This is a genomic window from Haladaptatus sp. CMAA 1909 (genome assembly GCF_043952005.1).
Classification (GTDB): Archaea; Halobacteriota; Halobacteria; order Halobacteriales; family Haladaptataceae; genus Haladaptatus.
The window spans coordinates 443,443-459,526 of the sequence record NZ_JBIOAV010000001.1; the positions used below are offsets into that span (position 1 = coordinate 443,443).

General features: G+C 62.3%; 19 protein-coding genes. 6 read left to right on the forward strand and 13 right to left on the reverse strand.

Translation table 11 applies throughout. The annotated features are described in order from the left end of the window. Positions 1-63: 63 nt before the first annotated feature. The 7 genes from ACGYLY_RS02430 to ACGYLY_RS02460 form a co-directional block, all read right to left on the reverse strand. A complete protein-coding gene (locus ACGYLY_RS02430) occupies positions 64-2,175 on the reverse strand; it encodes a DHH family phosphoesterase (protein ID WP_395283145.1) in 2,112 nt (703 codons plus the stop codon). Positions 2,176-2,476: 301 nt separating this feature from the next. After that, on the reverse strand, positions 2,477-2,644 hold the full coding sequence (locus tag ACGYLY_RS02435) for a hypothetical protein (protein WP_231182598.1): 168 nt from the start codon (positions 2,642-2,644) through the stop codon (positions 2,477-2,479). Positions 2,645-2,737: 93 nt separating this feature from the next. Then, complete coding sequence (locus ACGYLY_RS02440) at positions 2,738-2,989, reverse strand: hypothetical protein (protein WP_395283144.1); 252 nt, start codon at positions 2,987-2,989, stop codon at positions 2,738-2,740. A gap of 108 nt (positions 2,990-3,097) precedes the next feature. After that, on the reverse strand, positions 3,098-3,361 hold the full coding sequence (locus ACGYLY_RS02445) for a hypothetical protein (protein WP_231182600.1): 264 nt from the start codon (positions 3,359-3,361) through the stop codon (positions 3,098-3,100). 28 nt (positions 3,362-3,389) lie between these two features. Continuing rightward, positions 3,390-4,001, reverse strand: coding sequence for a YIP1 family protein (locus ACGYLY_RS02450; protein ID WP_395283143.1), 612 nt, complete (start codon positions 3,999-4,001; stop codon positions 3,390-3,392). Between the two features lie 8 nt (positions 4,002-4,009). Continuing rightward, positions 4,010-4,597 carry a thymidine kinase gene (locus tag ACGYLY_RS02455; RefSeq protein ID WP_395283142.1) on the reverse strand — a complete coding sequence of 196 codons (588 nt, stop codon included), beginning with the start codon at positions 4,595-4,597 and terminating at the stop codon, positions 4,010-4,012. A 41-nt stretch (positions 4,598-4,638) separates the two neighbouring features. Further along, positions 4,639-5,220, reverse strand: a complete 582-nt coding sequence (locus tag ACGYLY_RS02460) for an NADPH-dependent FMN reductase (protein WP_231182603.1) — start codon at positions 5,218-5,220, stop codon at positions 4,639-4,641. Between the two features lie 58 nt (positions 5,221-5,278). Here ACGYLY_RS02460 and ACGYLY_RS02465 point away from each other — a divergent pair, with 58 nt between their 5' ends. Then, the gene (locus ACGYLY_RS02465) at positions 5,279-6,076 is read left to right on the forward strand and encodes a hypothetical protein (RefSeq protein ID WP_395283141.1); all 798 of its coding nucleotides are present in this window, start codon (positions 5,279-5,281) and stop codon (positions 6,074-6,076) included. A gap of 11 nt (positions 6,077-6,087) precedes the next feature. On the opposite strand, the gene ACGYLY_RS02470 is transcribed toward ACGYLY_RS02465, so the two are convergent. Then, a complete protein-coding gene (locus tag ACGYLY_RS02470) occupies positions 6,088-6,993 on the reverse strand; it encodes an A/G-specific adenine glycosylase (RefSeq protein WP_395283140.1) in 906 nt (301 codons plus the stop codon). A 146-nt stretch (positions 6,994-7,139) separates the two neighbouring features. On the opposite strand from ACGYLY_RS02470, the gene ACGYLY_RS02475 reads away from it, so the two are divergent. Further along, on the forward strand, positions 7,140-7,415 hold the full coding sequence (locus tag ACGYLY_RS02475; RefSeq protein ID WP_395283139.1) for a hypothetical protein: 276 nt from the start codon (positions 7,140-7,142) through the stop codon (positions 7,413-7,415). Positions 7,416-7,454: 39 nt separating this feature from the next. Beyond that, positions 7,455-7,778: a hypothetical protein gene (locus ACGYLY_RS02480; RefSeq protein WP_231182607.1), complete on the forward strand. Its 324-nt coding sequence runs from the start codon at positions 7,455-7,457 to the stop codon at positions 7,776-7,778. On the opposite strand, the gene ACGYLY_RS02485 is transcribed toward ACGYLY_RS02480, so the two are convergent. The 4 genes from ACGYLY_RS02485 to ACGYLY_RS02500 are packed head-to-tail and all read right to left on the reverse strand — an operon-like array spanning position 7,775 to position 11,540. Continuing rightward, a complete protein-coding gene (locus tag ACGYLY_RS02485) occupies positions 7,775-8,137 on the reverse strand; it encodes a hypothetical protein (protein ID WP_395283138.1) in 363 nt (120 codons plus the stop codon). The genes ACGYLY_RS02480 and ACGYLY_RS02485 overlap by 4 nt on opposite strands. 60 nt (positions 8,138-8,197) lie before the next feature. Next, positions 8,198-8,860 (reverse strand): helix-turn-helix domain-containing protein, encoded by a 663-nt coding sequence (locus tag ACGYLY_RS02490; RefSeq protein WP_395283137.1) that lies wholly within the window; start codon positions 8,858-8,860, stop codon positions 8,198-8,200. 30 nt (positions 8,861-8,890) lie between these two features. After that, positions 8,891-10,222: an aminotransferase class III-fold pyridoxal phosphate-dependent enzyme gene (locus ACGYLY_RS02495; RefSeq protein ID WP_395283136.1), complete on the reverse strand. Its 1,332-nt coding sequence runs from the start codon at positions 10,220-10,222 to the stop codon at positions 8,891-8,893. A gap of 46 nt (positions 10,223-10,268) precedes the next feature. Then, positions 10,269-11,540 (reverse strand): MgtC/SapB family protein, encoded by a 1,272-nt coding sequence (locus ACGYLY_RS02500; protein ID WP_395283135.1) that lies wholly within the window; start codon positions 11,538-11,540, stop codon positions 10,269-10,271. A gap of 93 nt (positions 11,541-11,633) precedes the next feature. On the opposite strand from ACGYLY_RS02500, the gene ACGYLY_RS02505 reads away from it, so the two are divergent. Next, positions 11,634-12,875 (forward strand): AI-2E family transporter, encoded by a 1,242-nt coding sequence (locus ACGYLY_RS02505; protein ID WP_395283134.1) that lies wholly within the window; start codon positions 11,634-11,636, stop codon positions 12,873-12,875. Between the two features lie 8 nt (positions 12,876-12,883). Here ACGYLY_RS02505 and ACGYLY_RS02510 read toward each other — a convergent pair whose 3' ends face one another. After that, on the reverse strand, positions 12,884-13,156 hold the full coding sequence (locus ACGYLY_RS02510) for a PadR family transcriptional regulator (RefSeq protein WP_395283133.1): 273 nt from the start codon (positions 13,154-13,156) through the stop codon (positions 12,884-12,886). A 116-nt stretch (positions 13,157-13,272) separates the two neighbouring features. On the opposite strand from ACGYLY_RS02510, the gene ACGYLY_RS02515 reads away from it, so the two are divergent. Further along, the gene (locus ACGYLY_RS02515; protein ID WP_231182614.1) at positions 13,273-13,551 is read left to right on the forward strand and encodes an amphi-Trp domain-containing protein; all 279 of its coding nucleotides are present in this window, start codon (positions 13,273-13,275) and stop codon (positions 13,549-13,551) included. A gap of 261 nt (positions 13,552-13,812) precedes the next feature. Continuing rightward, a complete protein-coding gene (locus tag ACGYLY_RS02520) occupies positions 13,813-16,059 on the forward strand; it encodes a glycoside hydrolase family 3 N-terminal domain-containing protein (RefSeq protein ID WP_395283132.1) in 2,247 nt (748 codons plus the stop codon). The last annotated feature ends 25 nt before the right edge of the window (positions 16,060-16,084 follow it).

Sequence of the window (16,084 nt, forward strand, 5' to 3'; positions counted from 1 at the left end):
GCGAGGAATGATGGGGAGGGACGAACCGGGGGAAAATGAAAAAGGATCCGTGAACCGGCGAGCTCAGTTCAACTCTACGCTGACGGCTTCGATGACGGCGTCGAGTGCCTCGTTGCGCTCGCCGCGGAGGAACTCGAACTTGCCGTCCTTCGTACCGACCGGGATGATTCCGGCTTCCGGCGCGCGGTCGCGAACCGAATCCGCGATGTCGCGGACGTTGATGTCGCCGTCGCTTCGGATGTGAACTTCGTCCTCGGCGAGGCCGAGGGTGACGTTCTGGCTACCGGCCTGGCCGGTCATGTCGTGGCGGTGAAGCGCGTCGAGGAGGACCGCCGTGGACGGGAAGTCGAAGCGATGAGTGTAGGCGTCCGTATCGAGGACGGTGAAGGTGACGCCGTTCGCGCCGCGGACCGTGAGGTTCGGTTCGGCGGTGTCGAGTTCGTTTTCGAGCTTCGTGCGGAACTGCTCGCTAACGTGTTCGGCGAGGTCACGCTTCGCGTGTTCGAAGAGGAGGTCGGTGATGAGTTCGCGCTTGTCCTCGTAGGACTGGTAGTAGGCTTCCAGCGCGACCGCCTCGCGGAGCGCGGTGACGTGATTCTCGTCGTAGCCCGCGTCGTCGGCGAGTTCGACGTATTCGCTCGGCGTGTCCTCCCAGTAGCTGACTGCCGGGAGGTGGGAGACGTCGTCGCGCACGTCGGCGTTGACGTGGGCCGCGACGTTCGCGCCGAGAACGCCGACGGTCACGTCGTCGCCCGATTCGCCGAGGAACGGGTTCACGACGCTGTCCGCGGTGTCGGCGACGTCGGTGTCCGGGTAGTGTGTGTCGACGACCACGTGGGGTGCGCCGTAGATGTCGAGGAGCGAGAGACCGTCGCTCGATTCGACGGTGCTTCCGGCGTCCACGAGCACGAAGAGGGGGAGTTTCTCCTCGTGGCGCTCGCGGTTGTCGAGCATGATGGTCGCGTCCTTCGTCGCGTCCTCCATGTCGTAGCAACCGTCTTCGAGCGGTCGGCGATCGAAGTAGTGGTACTGGGCATCGCTTCGTGCGTGTTCGTCGCGCACGAGCGGGAGGACGGCGCGTTCGATGGCCGCTCCGGCGACGTAGCCTTCCGCATTGGCGTTGTGTCGGACGATGATGGGGCGAGATTCGATGACGGCGCGCCGAATCGCACCGGCGGCGTCACGGATGTCGTCCCGAATCGCTTCGACGGCCGAATCGTCGCCGAGGAGGTCGACGTCGGCGGGGCGGGCCTCGTCTTCGAGCGCCTGTGCCAGTCGGTTTTCGACGGTCGTTTTCTCCTCTTCGGTCAGGGCGTCGAGTTGCTCCGTCTCGACTTGGAGTTCGTTGTTTCGGAGTTCGACTTCCCCGGTCAGTCGGGCGATGTCGCCCGTATCGACTTCGGGGTAGGCGCGGACGCCGGCCTCCTTGAAGGCCGCACAGTCCACGACGGCCGTTTCGTCGCGGAGTTCGAACACCGTCGGACCGCTCGTCTGGCTCGTGCTGACGATTTCGCCCTCGATACGGACGCGATCGCCAACTCGGTCGCCGAGCGTCTCGACGGTGACTCGCTCCGGTATCTCGGTCTGGGCGGAAACCGTGGCGCTTCCGACCGCGTTACCAGACCCGTCGGTCGTCGCCGACGGGTCCGACGTGCGTTCGGGCGTGGGTTCGGATTTCGGTTCGGAGGTCGATTCCGACGCGGAGTCGTCGTTCGAATCGGATTCCGAGTCGTCGGCCGCGGACGATCCTTCGGTTTCCGGTTCTTCCGTCTCCGGTTCTTCGCTCTCGGCGTCCTCGTTCGGCAGGTGAACGTCGGTTCCGTCTTGGATGAGTTTGCCGCGGAACTCGCGTTCGGACTGGCGGATGGACCAACTGAGGTCGATGTTGCCGTTGTCGCGCACGCCGATGACTTCGACGTACACGGTGTCGCCTTGGTCCCAATCCAGACTTTCGAGCCTGCTGTCCAACTCGCTTTTGTGAAGCAGGCCGGTTACGCGGTCACCGATGTCGATGAAGACGCCGAAATCGGCGAAACCGTCGACGGTGCCTTTGTAAAATCGACCGGGAGTGAGCTGTTCAGGGCTGCTACCGTGGAATTCAAAGAGAACGTCCTGCTCGTGGCTCGAACAAATCGGCCCGTCAGCAGGCGTCCCGCAAATGACGCAGTTACCCATTTATACTGGCAAAGAATAGTCCCGGCCTAAAACGGTTGTCGAATTACCGACGCCGTTTTCGGCGCGTCAGGTCGGAATGACCACCCGATCATTCCCGTCTATGAAACACGAATAAATATCTCCTCAGCGATCGAAATTGTAGATAAAATCAACTTTCACGAAAGAATACGAACAGCGAATCACCGATCATCATATTCGTTGTTTTCTTCACCATTCTACATTCTTCCCCCGAGTGGACGAGACGCGCCGAACGCGCGCCGAACCGACAGTTCGCCCCGATGGAGGACACGCCGAGCGCGAATCAGTAGTAGTAGAACGAGAACTCATCGCCGCAGTGATGGCAGTGAACGAGTTTCCCCTTCAACTGGTCGTCGTCGGAACTCCCTTCGATTCGTTTTCGACGGCTGATCTCCACGTGCGCTGCCGAGCCACAGTGCGGGCAACCAATGCTCATGGCTGACTGGGACATGGTCACGACTTCGGTTGGGGACGGCATAGTTATACTCTCGCTAATCGGATACATGTGACGTCTGATAACAGGCGGTAAAGAACGACGAACACGTTACGTCCGTTTTCGGTGGTGGTGACCGAAGAGGAGGGCCACGATGTTCGCAGCCAAGAGAAGCAAAAACGTCTGTAACTGACCGGGCGTTTCGAGTCCATTGGCGAGGAGGGGAACGTAAAGGAACGGCAGTACAACGGCCGTCCAGAAGCCGATGAAGCGAATCGAGGAGACGAACGAGAAGGAAGACGAGAGACGCGTCTCGTCGTCCTCCGAACCGTCCATCTCGTTTGGGTCGGTGAGGGTGGACATCTCTTCACCCCATGATACAATGTATCACGATATTATTATTGGTCACATAACGAACGGAAAAGAGTCCGTACGGTTCGGCGGGACGACGGATGGCAGTCCCTTCCGTCGCTATTCGAAGACCGGACTGTCGTCTTCGAGTCGTTCGATATCCGTCATTATCTTCCTGACGTCCTCGGGGAACAACGAGACTTGCACTTCGTTGCCGTCCTCGTCCTCGAAGACCAGTTTGACGCGCTTGTCACCGAACTCGCGCGCCTCCGCCGATTCCACGTCGAACAGTTTCGCCGTCGCTTTCTTGTTCGTAGGCCCGACGTTCTTCAACGAACCGTCCTTCAGTTCGACCATAAAATCGTCCAATCGGAGGTTGAGCATACCCTTCGATACGGCGTCCGTCCCTTAATTACCACGGGACGGCGCTCGCCAATCCCGGAACCGTCGCCACGAGGGCACCGAACCCGCCGAAGCCGTATCCGAACACGAGGGCGGCCGGAAGCGCGCCCACGACCGCTGCGCGGAGATAGGAGGTCTCGTGAACTTCGTGTATGCCGATGACGAGCAACACCGCACCGTACACCGTACAGACCGCCCGCAACGCCGGGAACGGCAGTCCGGCGAGCAGGCACGGTGCGACGGCGTAGCCGATGACCTGCACCGTCTCGCTGATACCGCCACGGCCGGGAACGAGCAACATCAGGATGACCGTCTGGAGCGCCGCCGTCAGGTGGAGGACGGCGGGCGCGACGAACAGTCCGACCAGTACCAGTGCGAGGAGTTCCGTGAGGAGCGGACCTCCCGCGACGGTGCCCACGTCCAAGCCGCCGGTCGCCATTCGCGTGGCGACTTCGATCAGCGTCACGAGGACGCCGAACACCATTCCCGGCGCTTGGTCGCCCGGTGCGACGCCAGTTCGGAAGAAGCGGCGCGGCCGCACGAGGATTTCAACCCACGCGCGGACGATGGCCTGCGGTCCCCGGTTGCGCCCACCAGTCGGATCTTCGACCCACTGCGTCACGGTTTCCCCTAGTCACTCCGGAGGGTATGACAGTTCCGACATCGCGCTTCGTAGGACTCCTGTGCCCCGACCAGAATCGTCGGGTCGTCCGCGTGCGCGGGTTCGCCGTCGATGAGTCGCTGGTTTCGCGTCGCGGGTTCGCCGCACGTGGCACAGATTGCCTGTAGCTTCTCGACGTACTCGGACAACGCGACGAGTTGCGGAACCGGGTCGAACGGTTCGCCGCGGAACGTCTGGTCGGTGCCGCTGACGACGACGCGTCGTCCGTCCTCCGCGAGGAACTCACAGACCTCGACGAGTTCTGCGGAGAAGAAGTTGGCCTCGTCGATGGCGACGACCTGCTCGCCGTTCAGCCCCCTCGGGATTTCCCACACGCCGTCGTCGTCCGGTTCGACGACGATCGCTTCCCACGAACTGCCGTCGTGCGAACCGACGGTGTCGTCGCCGTATCGGTCGTCCAGCGCGGGTTTGAACACCGCCACCTCTTGCCCCGCGATCTCCGCGCGCCGAAGCCGTCGAAGCAGTTCCTCGGTCTTCCCGGAGAACATACAGCCGGTGATGACCTCGACCCACCCGCTGTTCGTTATTTTGTGCATGCTCGAATGGCGCTCAATCCGACGGCAAAAGGGTTGCTCATTCAATCGACTGCGCCGATATTTTCCCCGCTTTCGAAACTCGCCGGGCAGGCTTCGATGTGCGAATACCGGACGATCTGCCGCCCGAGCGCCACGACGCGGGCTTCCAACTCCGCGTCCGTGAACGCGCCGTTCATCACCGCGCTGTGCGAACTCGGCACCGCGGCCTCGTAGGGGAGCACCCACGCGTCGAGCGACCGACAGACCGACCGGAGGTGGTCCATCGCCGTGACCGGAAACCTGCCGCCCGCCACCGCGAGGAGACCCACCGTCTTTCCCTCGAACTCGTCGAAGCCACAGTAGTCGAGCGCCGTCTTCAGCGGCGAGGAGTACGACCCGTGATACACTGGCGTCCCGAGAAGCACCGCGTCCGCCTCGCGCACGCGACGTTTCAGTTCGAGGGAGTCGCCCGCGCTCCGGTCACTGGGGTCGAACATCGGCAAATCGAACTCGCGCAAGTCGAGGAGTTCGCCCGTCCCGCCGGCCTCCTCCACGCCGACGAGCGCGGTTTCCAGCGCGAACCGCGTGGTGCTCTCCTCGCCGAGACTGCCGCAGATCGCTACGACGCGTGGTCGGTTCGTCATGGGTTGACATGAGTGCGGAACGCGAATATAGCTGCGCAACTGACAGTCTGCCGTAACGATGTCCGCCCCCGACTTCGAGGCGTTTCCGATCACGCACGAACTGCTCGCGAAGTCCGCAGCGTATCACGAGGCGACCGCTACGATTTTGTCGCTCGTACTTCGCCGTGCATCCACGGGTTTCGTCCGAATCGAGCACGATCAGTTGGAAGAAACGTTCGAAGACACCCCGCGCTGTCGGGAGACGTGGAAGGCGGTTCGCGATTCACTTTCGTGGGCGGAGGATGCCCAAGGAGATGCGTGGTATCGCGGCGACTGTCCCGAAACTGCGGGCGAATTCGAGCGGTTGTGGTCGCTTTCCGACGGTCTGTGCGGTGCCCACTTCGTCAACGAAATCGCACTCCACGACGAAGACAGGTGGCTGTTTTACGCCGTCCCGCATCACACCTACTGTTGGCTCCGTGACTCGGGAGGGGTCTTCATCGGCGACGTTGACGACGCGCTAGCGAGTCAACGAGCCTGCGTTCTACCGGAGGGAACGAGCGTCGAATGGAGACGAGATGGCCGAAACTATTCCATCTCGGGCACGTCGCTCTGTGTCGAAAGCGGGCGTCTTCGAACCAGCGATTGTTACGGATTGGCGAACCTCGATGCCGTGCACGGGAACGAGACGACACGGACCCTCTCACTCGTGTGGCGTCCCGACCCGATACCGGGTCTCGTCGGACGGGTGTTGATGGGTGCGATGTCTCTGGTGTACAATCCACCCGAACAGCTAGAGTTCGAGGACGAGCGAACCTTTCGGAAGATTCGGTCGGTTCTCCGGGAAATCATCGATAAGCGCGACCCTGTCGCCTGATAAACGCGGCTCTACCGCCGGAGTCCTGCGACCCACTCGTCTCGCTCCTCCAACTCCACCAACCCATCCCCCTCCAAATCCGAACACAACTCGCGGAGCCACTCCTCGCCGAAATCGCCGCCGTAATCGATTCGCACGCGCGGGCCGAGTTTCGAGAGCGGGAGTTCGTCGTACTCCTTCAGAATCGAGATGACGCGCCCGCGCATCTGTCGCCGCGACCCTTCGAATTTGGGTTGCGTGGGAACGTCCGGGGCCGTGAAATCCCCCGTCTCGTAGGCGTGACACCACTCGCGCCACGGGCACCCGGCGGTGTCACAGGAGGGCGTCTTCTCGCAGGCCACCCCGCCGAGTTCCATGACGGCGTTGTTCCAGACGCGCGATTCCCCCTCGGGCATGAGTTCGCTCGCGGCCGCCTCGAAGGCGGCATCGTCGTCGGGCATGTCGAACGCGCGATACAGGACGCGCTTGACGTTGGTATCGACCACGGCGTTCCCGTTGTTGAACGCGAAGGAGGCGACGGCGTTCGCGGTGTACGGTCCGACGCCCTGCAAGTTCTGGAGTTCCTCGGGCGTCTCCGGGAACGCGCCGTCGTACTCGGAGACGACTTGGTTCGCCGCCTCGTGGAGGTACTTCGCGCGGTTGTTGTAGCCCAAACTGTGACCGGTCCAGAACCCGACGACGTCCGAGCGGTCCGCCTCGGCCAGTGCAGCGGCGTCCGGCCACCGGTCGAGGAACGCCTCCCACGCCGTGACCACGCGCCCGAGTTGTGTCTGCTGGCTCATCACCTCGGAGACGAGGATGGCGTAGGGGTCGTCAGTCTCGCGCCACGGGAACGTCCGGTGGTCCGACTCGTACCACGAAACGAGTGCGTCGCGTACCGCGTCGATGTCGGAAATCGACCACGCCGTGTCGGTCATCGGTGACGATTCGGACGGCGGAGGTTTACGAATAGCGGTTTCGGAAAACGAACCGGTCCCACCGCTGTCATGCGTTTCACGACAATATTTAGCACAGCGGAGTGCAATCTGAAGGCTTATTGCACGGTCGTTTCAATGTTCGCAAGATGCACGTACGGCCCTCCACCTTGTTCCTCATCGGCGTCGTCATCATCGTCGTTCCGGCGGCACCGCTCGTCTTCGCCCGCGGGCCGTCGGTGTGGCTGGCGCTGGGTGGTGCGTTCATGCTCGCCGGCATCGGTCGGTCGCTCCAGGAGAGTCGTGGGAATCGGTCTGCGTGTGAGTCGAGTCCCGACTCGTATCACTACATTATCTGTCCGACCTGTGATGTCCGCAACTTTGCCAGCAGAGACGTGTGCCGAACCTGCGGCGAGCGGTTCTAGAACGAAAGCGGTTTCCGACTCCCGGCCGACCTCACGGCAATGAGTTTAGATGATTTGACGGAGGACGTACAGGCCACTTATTCGTCGCTCGACGAGGAATTTTCCGTCTCGCTCGACCGCGAAACGCGCAACGAACTCGCCATGTTGGGAACCGCATTCGACACCGACGACCCCGAGGAGATAGTCCGTCGTGCGGTCCACCTGCTCTTTCGGACGACGGTGGACTCCGGGAACCTCGACTTCCACCTCAGGAGCGGGTACGACGTGACCTACGACGAGTTCCTCTCGGGCATGACGTTCGAGGAGATGACGGGTGCAGATCAGTTCCCGCAGCGCGACGACGAGCGCCGATATCAGTTCTAACGGGCGAGTCGGACCGTCCCGTCGTCCCGATTCCATCGAACCGCTCCGAGCGCGTCGAGCTTCGGGAGGTGTATATGATAGAGGGCCGTTTCCGCGCGGTCCCTGTCGTGTTCGATACCTGTCGCAGCGAGGTAGTCAGCCAGTTCGGTGACGGTGACTCCTCCGTCGATTTCGTACAGGTACGCGAGGACCTCCCGGCGTGCGTCGGACGAAAGCGCCTCGTGCAGCTCGGGTGGGATACGAAGGAGAACCCCCAATCCAAAGGTCCTCGCCGCATCATCGAACGTCGCCATCGGCGGTTTCGGTTTCGGTGTCGCTGTTGCCTTTCCCGGCCGTCGTCTATCGTTCGTTTCCACCATCGTATCCTCGAACAACGGTGTTGTGAGAATAGGAATACTGCCTGTTATTACAGACCACTTTTACGGTACTCCGGGTTCGTTCCCGTCCGCTTCGAGGAGTACCGCTTCGAGGACGCTTCCCGTCCCGCGCCTGACGCGCTCGGACACCGATTGTTGTGTGACGCCGATTTCGTCGGCGAGTTCGGTCAGCGTCACGCCGCGTGGCACGTCGAAATAACCCTTTTCGAGCGCCAACACGAGCGTTTCGCGTTGTTCCGGCGTCAGTCCGAACTCCTCTCGCTCCGCCCCGATCTCGGTCGCGACTCGGTCCAGGGTATAGCGGATGTCGTGGGCCACGCAGTAGTCGTGAAACTCGGACAGTGCGCCGTGATCGGGAAAGCGAAGTCGAAACCGCCAGAGTCTGTCGCCCGTGGCTTCGAGGATGGTCGCACCGACCGCCGCGATTCCGTGAATGAAACTCTCGACCTCCTCGCTCCACTCGACTCGGTAGAGAACGCGTCCCTTCATTCGATCCAACGCGACGAGGTTCTGCACGTTGGGATTTCCACGTACGTCCGCCTCGAACGTCTCGGAGTCGGATCCGATAGCCCAGAAGAAGGGGAGGACCTGTCGTGAGGACGGAACAACACGCTCCAGTTCGACGTGAACATCGGCGTCGGTACGGAGGGCAGTTCCGAGAACGAACTCGTCACCGGAGATCGACAGGTCGGCCGTGACGCTCATGCTAGGAAAACGTCGCGGACGGATATAGCGTTACGCGACGTCCTCGATGGCGTCGAGGAGGAGGTTGACGCCGAGGTCGATCTCGCGCTCGGTCACGTCGAGCGGCGGGAGGAGACGGAGCGTCTTGTAGCCACAGCCGAGCGTGAGGAGGCCGCGTTCGAGTGCGGCGTCCACGACAGCTTCGCGTCGGTCCTTCGTATCGAACTCGACGGCGAGCATCAGTCCCCGGCCGCGAACGTCCACGAGCGACTTCGGCGAGGCGTCGGCGATGAGTTCGCGCGCCTGCCGGCCGCGCTCCTCGGCGTTCGAGAGGAGGTCGTGTTCGTGAATCGCGTCGATGGTGAGTACGCCCTGGAGCGACGAGAGAACGTCGCCTGCGCCCCACGTCGAGGAGAGTCGGCCCTTCTCCTCGGGGAACACGTCCGAGCGCGAGATGGTCGCGCCGACGCGGAGGGCTTTCGCGCTGGTGATGACGTCGGGTTGCAGGTCGAAGTGATCCACCGCCCACATCTCGCCCGTCCTACCCATGCCGGACTGGATTTCGTCCGCGATAATCGTGATATCGTAGGTGTCCTGAATCTCGCCGATGTCACGGATGAACTCGTCGTTCGGGACGCGGTAGCCACCCTCTCCCTGCACGGGTTCGAGGATGATGTAGGAGACTTCTTCGGGGTCGATGACGCCTTGATCGGGGTCGAGTTTGTCGGCGATTACGTTGCCGCCGGGACCGTTCGTCTTCCACCCGCAGTTGCACTCGCCCGCACAGGAACAGTAGGGAACGCTCACGATGCCCGGAATCTCGGGATAGCCCTTGCGATGGGCGACTTTCGAGCGATTGAGCGAGAGTGCGCCGAGCGTCCGCCCGTGGAACGCGCCGTCGAAGTTGAACGCGCGGTGGCCGCCGCGGTTGTAACTGATTTTGATGGCGTTCTCGATGGCCTCCGCGCCGGAGTTCGACAGGAAGACCGTGTCCATGTCGTAGTGGCTCGTCACGTCCACGAGTCGTTCCATCAGTTGCGTCGGGCCGGGGAACTCGGGGTCCTCGGGCGGCCATCCGCCCGCCGCGTAGAAGTCCTGTCCGGCGATTTTCGTCGGATCGGGGAGGGGAAACTCGTCGAGTTTGTCCTTGATTTTGGGGTTGTTGTATCCCAGCGGGGCGGCGGCGACGTGGCTGGTGAAATCGAGGAGAACGTTGCCGTCGACGTCGGTACAAAACGGACCTTCCGCGTCCTCGGTCAGGTCCCACACGAAATCGTATACGTAGGTCGTCGGGGCGGCGAACTGGTGGTGATAGTCTGCCCATTCCCGTGCTTTTTGGCCCGGCATCTCCCGGACCCGTGGCTCCGCCGTTTCTCGGTCCATGTAGCGGGTACGGATAGCCCCGCTTTAAAAAATTCGTTATAGTACCTCACATCACGGCGAAGAGCGCGGCGACCCCCGACGCGGCGAGCAGGACCGTACTCCAAACCGCGATTCGGTAGGCGAACTTCCTGTTCGGTGCGGAAATCGTCAGCGCCGCTTTGACGAGGATGCTCGATGCCGTCGCGAGCAGGATACCGAAGACGGCGGTCTGTTGGCTCACGTTGCCGCCGCTGTAGAGCGTCACCGCGGACGCCGTCACGCCCGCGCTCGAAACGAGTCCCGAGAGGAGCGCGGTGACGTAGAATCCCGTCTGGCCGAACTGGCTCTTCGCCACCGCGCCGCCGACCACGACGAGGAGGAAGATGACGCCGAACCCGAGGGCGTTTCGGAGCGAAAACGGGCTTTCGAGGTCGATGTCCATCTGTTGGGACCAGTCGGCGGAGTAGGCTGCGATTGCGACGCTGCCGACGATGATGGTTCCCAGCGGGATGATGGCTCCGTAGAGCGTCTTGTCCGGGTTGCCGACGGTGAACGCCAACGCGATGACGAGGTTTCGGAGCGCCATCGCGGCGTCGGCGAGGAGGATGGCGGCGACGCCGTAACTCGCGGCCTCGGGTTGCTGGCGAACGTGATCGAGCATCGTTCCGACCACGGCAGTCGAGGAAGCCAATCCACCGAAAAAGCCGGTGACTGCGATCCCTCGTCCGCCGTACGTCTCGACGACCGCGTAGTTCGCGATGCCGATTGCGGCGACGGTCACGACCATCAGCCAGATGAGCCGTGGACTCAACGTGATGCCGCCGAAGGTGACTTCGCCGCGCGGGAGAAGCGGGTAAATGACGAACGCGAGGATGGCGAACTCCCCGGCGGACCGCAGTTCCTCCCGGGATAGTCCCCACGCGAACGAGTGTAGTTCGCGCTTCAACACGAGGAGGAGCGACGAGACGACGGCGACGGTGACGCCGACGAGGATGTAGCCCTCCGCGACCAGCACGCCGACGCCAAACGTCACGAGCATCGAGACGGACGTGGTGAGCGAGAGACCGGTGTCCTCGTCGTCGTCCATCAGGCCCTGCACCGCGAGCAAAATTCCTTGGACGATGACGAGCAGACCACCCAAGGCGAGCAACACGTCCTTGTCGATGATGGTGAACGCCGCGCCGAGCAGGCTGATGAGCGTGAACGTTCGAATCCCGGCGGATTTCTGGGACCATTCGCGCTCCAATCCGAGGAAGAGACCGAGCGCTCCGGCGACCGCGATACGGGCGACATCGCTTTCCAACGTGGCCGACGCGAGGATGGAATCTACTCCGGGCACTCCACCTACTACGGCGGTAGTCGGTTAAAAGGGTTGTTGCTATCTGTCTCTCAGGCGCGAAATCTTTAAGCCCAGCCCGCAAACTTCTGATGTATGGTCTCCGGATTGAACATTGACAAATCACGGGCAGCGTGGTGGGCCGGTGGCGGGATGCTCGGCCTCGTGGCGCTGTTCGTTATTTATTCGTTCATCGGGACGTTCGTCTTCGGTCTGTTTCTCTACTATGCGACGCGGCCTGTCTACCGTCGGCTTCAGCGGCGGATTCGCCCGCGAAGCCTCGCCGCCGCCGTCGCGTTACTCGTCCTCGCCCTCCCCGCGATTTTGCTCGTCTCGTACACGCTCCTCATCGCGTTTCACGAACTCACGACGGTCGCACAGACGGCCAATCTCGGTACACTTCCAGAGCCGATACAGCAGTACGGGGACTTCTCCCAACTCGTCCAGAACCCCGAACGACTCCTCGAAAACGGGGTCAACACGAAGCTCATCGAACAGGCGTTCGGTTCGACGTTCAAATACCTCGCCTTCGTCGGGAACGGAGCCCTCCACCTGTTCGTGATGATCGCCATCGCGTTCTACCTCCTCCGCGACGACCACAAACTCTCGCGGTGGTTTCACCGGACGTTCGCCGACAGCGGCGGCGTCCTCGAAGCGTACGTCCATCGCGTCGATTCGGACTTCAACAGCATCTTCTTCGGCAACATCCTCAACGCGTTCATGACGGGGACCATCGGGGCCGTCTCCTACAACCTCCTCGACATGATCGCTCCGCCCGGACTGGGAATCCCGTATCCGACGGTCGTCGGACTGCTGACGGGCGTTGCCAGCCTGATTCCGGTCGTCGGGATGAAACTCGTCTACTTCCCCGTGACCGGCGTCATCGGCGCGGAGGCCTTGATGACCCGCGACCCCAGCATCCTCTGGTTCCCCGTGGTATTCGCGCTCGTTTCGCTCGTGATCGTGGACACCATCCCGGACCTCGTTTTACGGCCGTACGTTTCGGGGCGCAATCTCCACGTCGGGATGGTCATGCTCGCGTACATCTTCGGCCCCCTGTTGTTCGGGTGGTACGGAATCTTCCTCGGGCCGATGATACTCGTCCTCGTCGTTCACTTCGTGAAAATCGTGCTGCCGGAACTCATCACCGGGAACCCCATCGAACCGTGGGCGGTCGACCCGACGTATCTACGGAACGGAACGGAGTATCCGCAACCGCCGCACGACCCGACGGAATCGGCGGAATCAGCGGGATCGGTCGATGCAACCTCGCCGGTTCCGGACGAGGAGATGACCGTTCGGTCCCCGACACCGACCGACGGCGACGACGCCGACTGACGACCCGTTCAATCGATGAACCGTGCTTCCCACGCGCGGCGTTCCTCGATGTGTTTTTCGCCGTGCGCGGTCAATGTGTAGTAGTTCGTTCGCTCGTCACGTTTGCCTTTCTCCACGAGTCCCTCGTCGACGAGTGCATCGAGGTTGGTGTAGAGTCGCCCGTGATGTACCTCCGTGTCGTAGTAGTTCTCGAGATCCTCCTGAATCGCGAGTCCGTGTGGTTCGCCGTGCCCGGCGATGACGTACAGTATGTCCCGCTGAAATCCCGTCAACTCGTGCATGATTAATATCGTTGACGTGTATGATTGCAATAAGAATATTGGTTCCGACAGTTTCGACGGGTATCTCGTCTCCGCGGTGCCTCGTACTTATCACCGTCCGCGTCGTTTCTAGTGACATGCCCGAAGAAGTCCTGTTCGAAACCGAAGAAGATCGAAGCCGTAGCGAAATCGCCAACTACCTTCGTGCCGTCGCAGACAAACTCGACGAAGGCGAGTCGATAACGCTGAATGCGGGGAGTCAGTCGGTGACGCTCGACCCACCGAACCGTCCGTCGTTCGAGGTGAAGGCGGAACGCGAGAGTTCGTCGTCCGGTCGAAACGAACTCAGCGTCGAGTTCGAACTCGAATGGAAGGAAGGCCAAGACGACACGGACGGAACGCTCGAAATCGAATAGTTCGAAATCCGCCGTGTTCGTCCGGCTCGGCGCTCATCAGGGTCGCTGGGAACACCCGTCCGGCCACGCTGTCGCGTCAGTACCCTCGAAAATCGTTTTTCGCGTTCTACGATGACTTGCAGACCGACCGAACCCATTTCAAATTTAGGCCCATTCAATAATAATGTATATTGGATAGAGAAAAAATCTTAACCCCTTCCTTTTCTCAGACTTTGGGGCATGCGAAAGGATACCACAAGCGGTTCATCGCGGCGTGATTTCATGCAACAGTCGGGTGGAATCGCGCTGACGGCGGCGCTCGCTAGCTACCTCGGCGAATCGGCCATCGCGACGGCGCAGACGACCCCCAGCGACCGGGTGACGAACCTCGTCGACGAGATGACGCTCGAAGAGAAGGTCGGACAGATGACACAGATGGCCGCGAGCGAGGTTTCGAGCGAAAATCCGGCCGAGGCGCTCCGGAAGTACAAGCCTGGGTCGCTGATGTACCTGCCCTCGTTCGATCCCGAGGAGGTCGCACGCGAGAGCGACGTGCGGCAGAAAGCGATGGTCGAGGACACTCGCCTCGGAGTTCCGTTCGTCTACGGTATCGACTCGGTCCACGGGAACAACAACATCGAGGGAGCGACCATCTTCCCGCACAACCACGGCGTCGGGGCGACGTGGGACGCGGACGCCGCCGAGGAGATGGCGTCGATAACGAGTCGAACGATGCGGGTCACGGGGACCCACTGGAACTTCTCTCCCGTCGCGGACCTCCAGCGCGATCCGCGTTGGGGTCGCTTTTACGAGGGATTCAGCGAGGACCCGTATCTGGCGTCCCGGTTGGTCGCCTCGAAGGTCCGCGGCTACGAGGAGGAGACGAACGGCTACAAGCGAACCGGGGCCAGCGTCAAACACTTCGCCGGATACTCGGCACCGGAGAACGGGAACGACAGGACCTCGGCCCTGTTGCCGTACCGGACGTTCGTGAGCACGTTCCTCCCTCCGTACGGCGCGGGAATCACGGCGGGAGCGGAGACGGTGATGGTCAACAGTGGATCGTTGAACGGCGTTCCCGCACACGCGTCGAAGGAACTCCTCACGGACATCCTCCGCGACCAACTCGGCTTCGAGGGGATGGTCGTCACCGACTGGCACGACTTCTATCGGATGATAAAGGTCCACGGGTTCGCGGAGGACCTGAAGGAGGCGACCCGATTGGGCATCGACGCGGGTATCGACATGTACATGGTCCCGGCGGCGGGCATCGAGGGCGACGACGCCGAGGGCTACCAGCAACGACTCATCGAACTCGTGGACGAGGGGAGCGTCTCGATGGAACGCATCGACGACGCGGTGACGAACGTCCTCGCGTTCAAGGAGAATCTCGGATTGTTCGAGGACCCCTACGCCGAACCCTCGAAGGTCGAAGACGTCGTCTCCGAAGGTCGTGACCTCGCGCGGGAGGTGGCGACGGAATCGATGACCCTGCTCACCAACGACGGAACGCTTCCGCTCGGGTCCGACGCGGGGTCGATTCTCGTCACCGGACCGAGCGCCGACAGCGTGGCGAACCAGATGGGCGGCTGGTCGCTCGGGTGGCAGGGCGTCGGTGACACGGAGCCACCGGCGACCACGGTTCTCGACGGCATTTCCGAGGCAGCGTCCGGGGCGTCCGTCACGCACGTTCCGACCGGCCTCCACGAGTTCTCGAACGAGGAGGCGGTCCGCGACGCGGCGGAATGCGCCGACGTGGTCGTGGCGGTCCTCGGCGAGGGACCGTACGCGGAGGAACAGGGCGACACCGACACGCTCGCCCTTCCGGACGCACAACGGCGACTCGTAAAGACGGTGGCGGAGACGGACACCCCGACGGTGGGCGTCATCATGGCCGGGCGTCCGCGCGGGACGTCGGTGTTCGATCACCTCTCGGCGTCGCTAATGGCCTACCTTCCGGGAACCGCGGCGGGGCCAGCGGTCGCCGCGACGCTGTTCGGCGACGCCAACCCGAGCGGTCGGTTGCCGTTCACGTGGCCAAAGGGGACCGGGCAACTCCCCAACGTCCACAACAATTTCCCGCCGGACGAGTTCAACGCAGAGGGCAACACCGACCCGCCACGGTCGCACGAGACGCCGCTGTTCCCGTTCGGACACGGGATGAGTTACACCGAGTTCGAGTACAGCGACATCGAAATCAGCCCGACGGAACTGCCACAGAAGGCGGCGACGGACGACGTCACGGTCTCCGTTACGGTGCAGAACACGGGCGATACGGCGGGCGAGACGGTCGTCCCGGTTTACGGCGGTCGCGAACACGGAGAAGTCATGTATCCGCAGGAAGTCGTCGTCGGTTTCGAGCGCGTTTCCCTCGACGCCAGTGAGACGGCCCGTGTCGACGTTCGCTCGACAGTGCTCCCGCTCGCCAACGTTCTCGGCGACGTGTTCTCCCGCGGCGAACTGGTCGTCGATACCGGCGACTACTGGCTTTCGGTCGGCGACATGACCGAATCGCTCTCGATCGTCTGACCGGCCGGTCCGGCGTCCAGCAGTA

Coding starts and splice junctions, on each gene's coding strand:
- ACGYLY_RS02430 (WP_395283145.1), bottom strand. CDS start 2,175: ATGGGTAACTGCGTCATTTGCGGGACGCCTGCTGACGGGCCGATTTGT.
- ACGYLY_RS02435 (WP_231182598.1), bottom strand. CDS start 2,644: ATGTCCCAGTCAGCCATGAGCATTGGTTGCCCGCACTGTGGCTCGGCA.
- ACGYLY_RS02440 (WP_395283144.1), bottom strand. CDS start 2,989: ATGTCCACCCTCACCGACCCAAACGAGATGGACGGTTCGGAGGACGAC.
- ACGYLY_RS02445 (WP_231182600.1), bottom strand. CDS start 3,361: ATGCTCAACCTCCGATTGGACGATTTTATGGTCGAACTGAAGGACGGT.
- ACGYLY_RS02455 (WP_395283142.1), bottom strand. CDS start 4,597: ATGCACAAAATAACGAACAGCGGGTGGGTCGAGGTCATCACCGGCTGT.
- ACGYLY_RS02460 (WP_231182603.1), bottom strand. CDS start 5,220: ATGACGAACCGACCACGCGTCGTAGCGATCTGCGGCAGTCTCGGCGAG.
- ACGYLY_RS02465 (WP_395283141.1), top strand. CDS start 5,279: ATGTCCGCCCCCGACTTCGAGGCGTTTCCGATCACGCACGAACTGCTC.
- ACGYLY_RS02470 (WP_395283140.1), bottom strand. CDS start 6,993: ATGACCGACACGGCGTGGTCGATTTCCGACATCGACGCGGTACGCGAC.
- ACGYLY_RS02475 (WP_395283139.1), top strand. CDS start 7,140: ATGCACGTACGGCCCTCCACCTTGTTCCTCATCGGCGTCGTCATCATC.
- ACGYLY_RS02480 (WP_231182607.1), top strand. CDS start 7,455: ATGAGTTTAGATGATTTGACGGAGGACGTACAGGCCACTTATTCGTCG.
- ACGYLY_RS02485 (WP_395283138.1), bottom strand. CDS start 8,137: ATGGTGGAAACGAACGATAGACGACGGCCGGGAAAGGCAACAGCGACA.
- ACGYLY_RS02490 (WP_395283137.1), bottom strand. CDS start 8,860: ATGAGCGTCACGGCCGACCTGTCGATCTCCGGTGACGAGTTCGTTCTC.
- ACGYLY_RS02495 (WP_395283136.1), bottom strand. CDS start 10,222: ATGGACCGAGAAACGGCGGAGCCACGGGTCCGGGAGATGCCGGGCCAA.
- ACGYLY_RS02505 (WP_395283134.1), top strand. CDS start 11,634: ATGGTCTCCGGATTGAACATTGACAAATCACGGGCAGCGTGGTGGGCC.
- ACGYLY_RS02510 (WP_395283133.1), bottom strand. CDS start 13,156: ATGCACGAGTTGACGGGATTTCAGCGGGACATACTGTACGTCATCGCC.
- ACGYLY_RS02515 (WP_231182614.1), top strand. CDS start 13,273: ATGCCCGAAGAAGTCCTGTTCGAAACCGAAGAAGATCGAAGCCGTAGC.
- ACGYLY_RS02520 (WP_395283132.1), top strand. CDS start 13,813: ATGCAACAGTCGGGTGGAATCGCGCTGACGGCGGCGCTCGCTAGCTAC.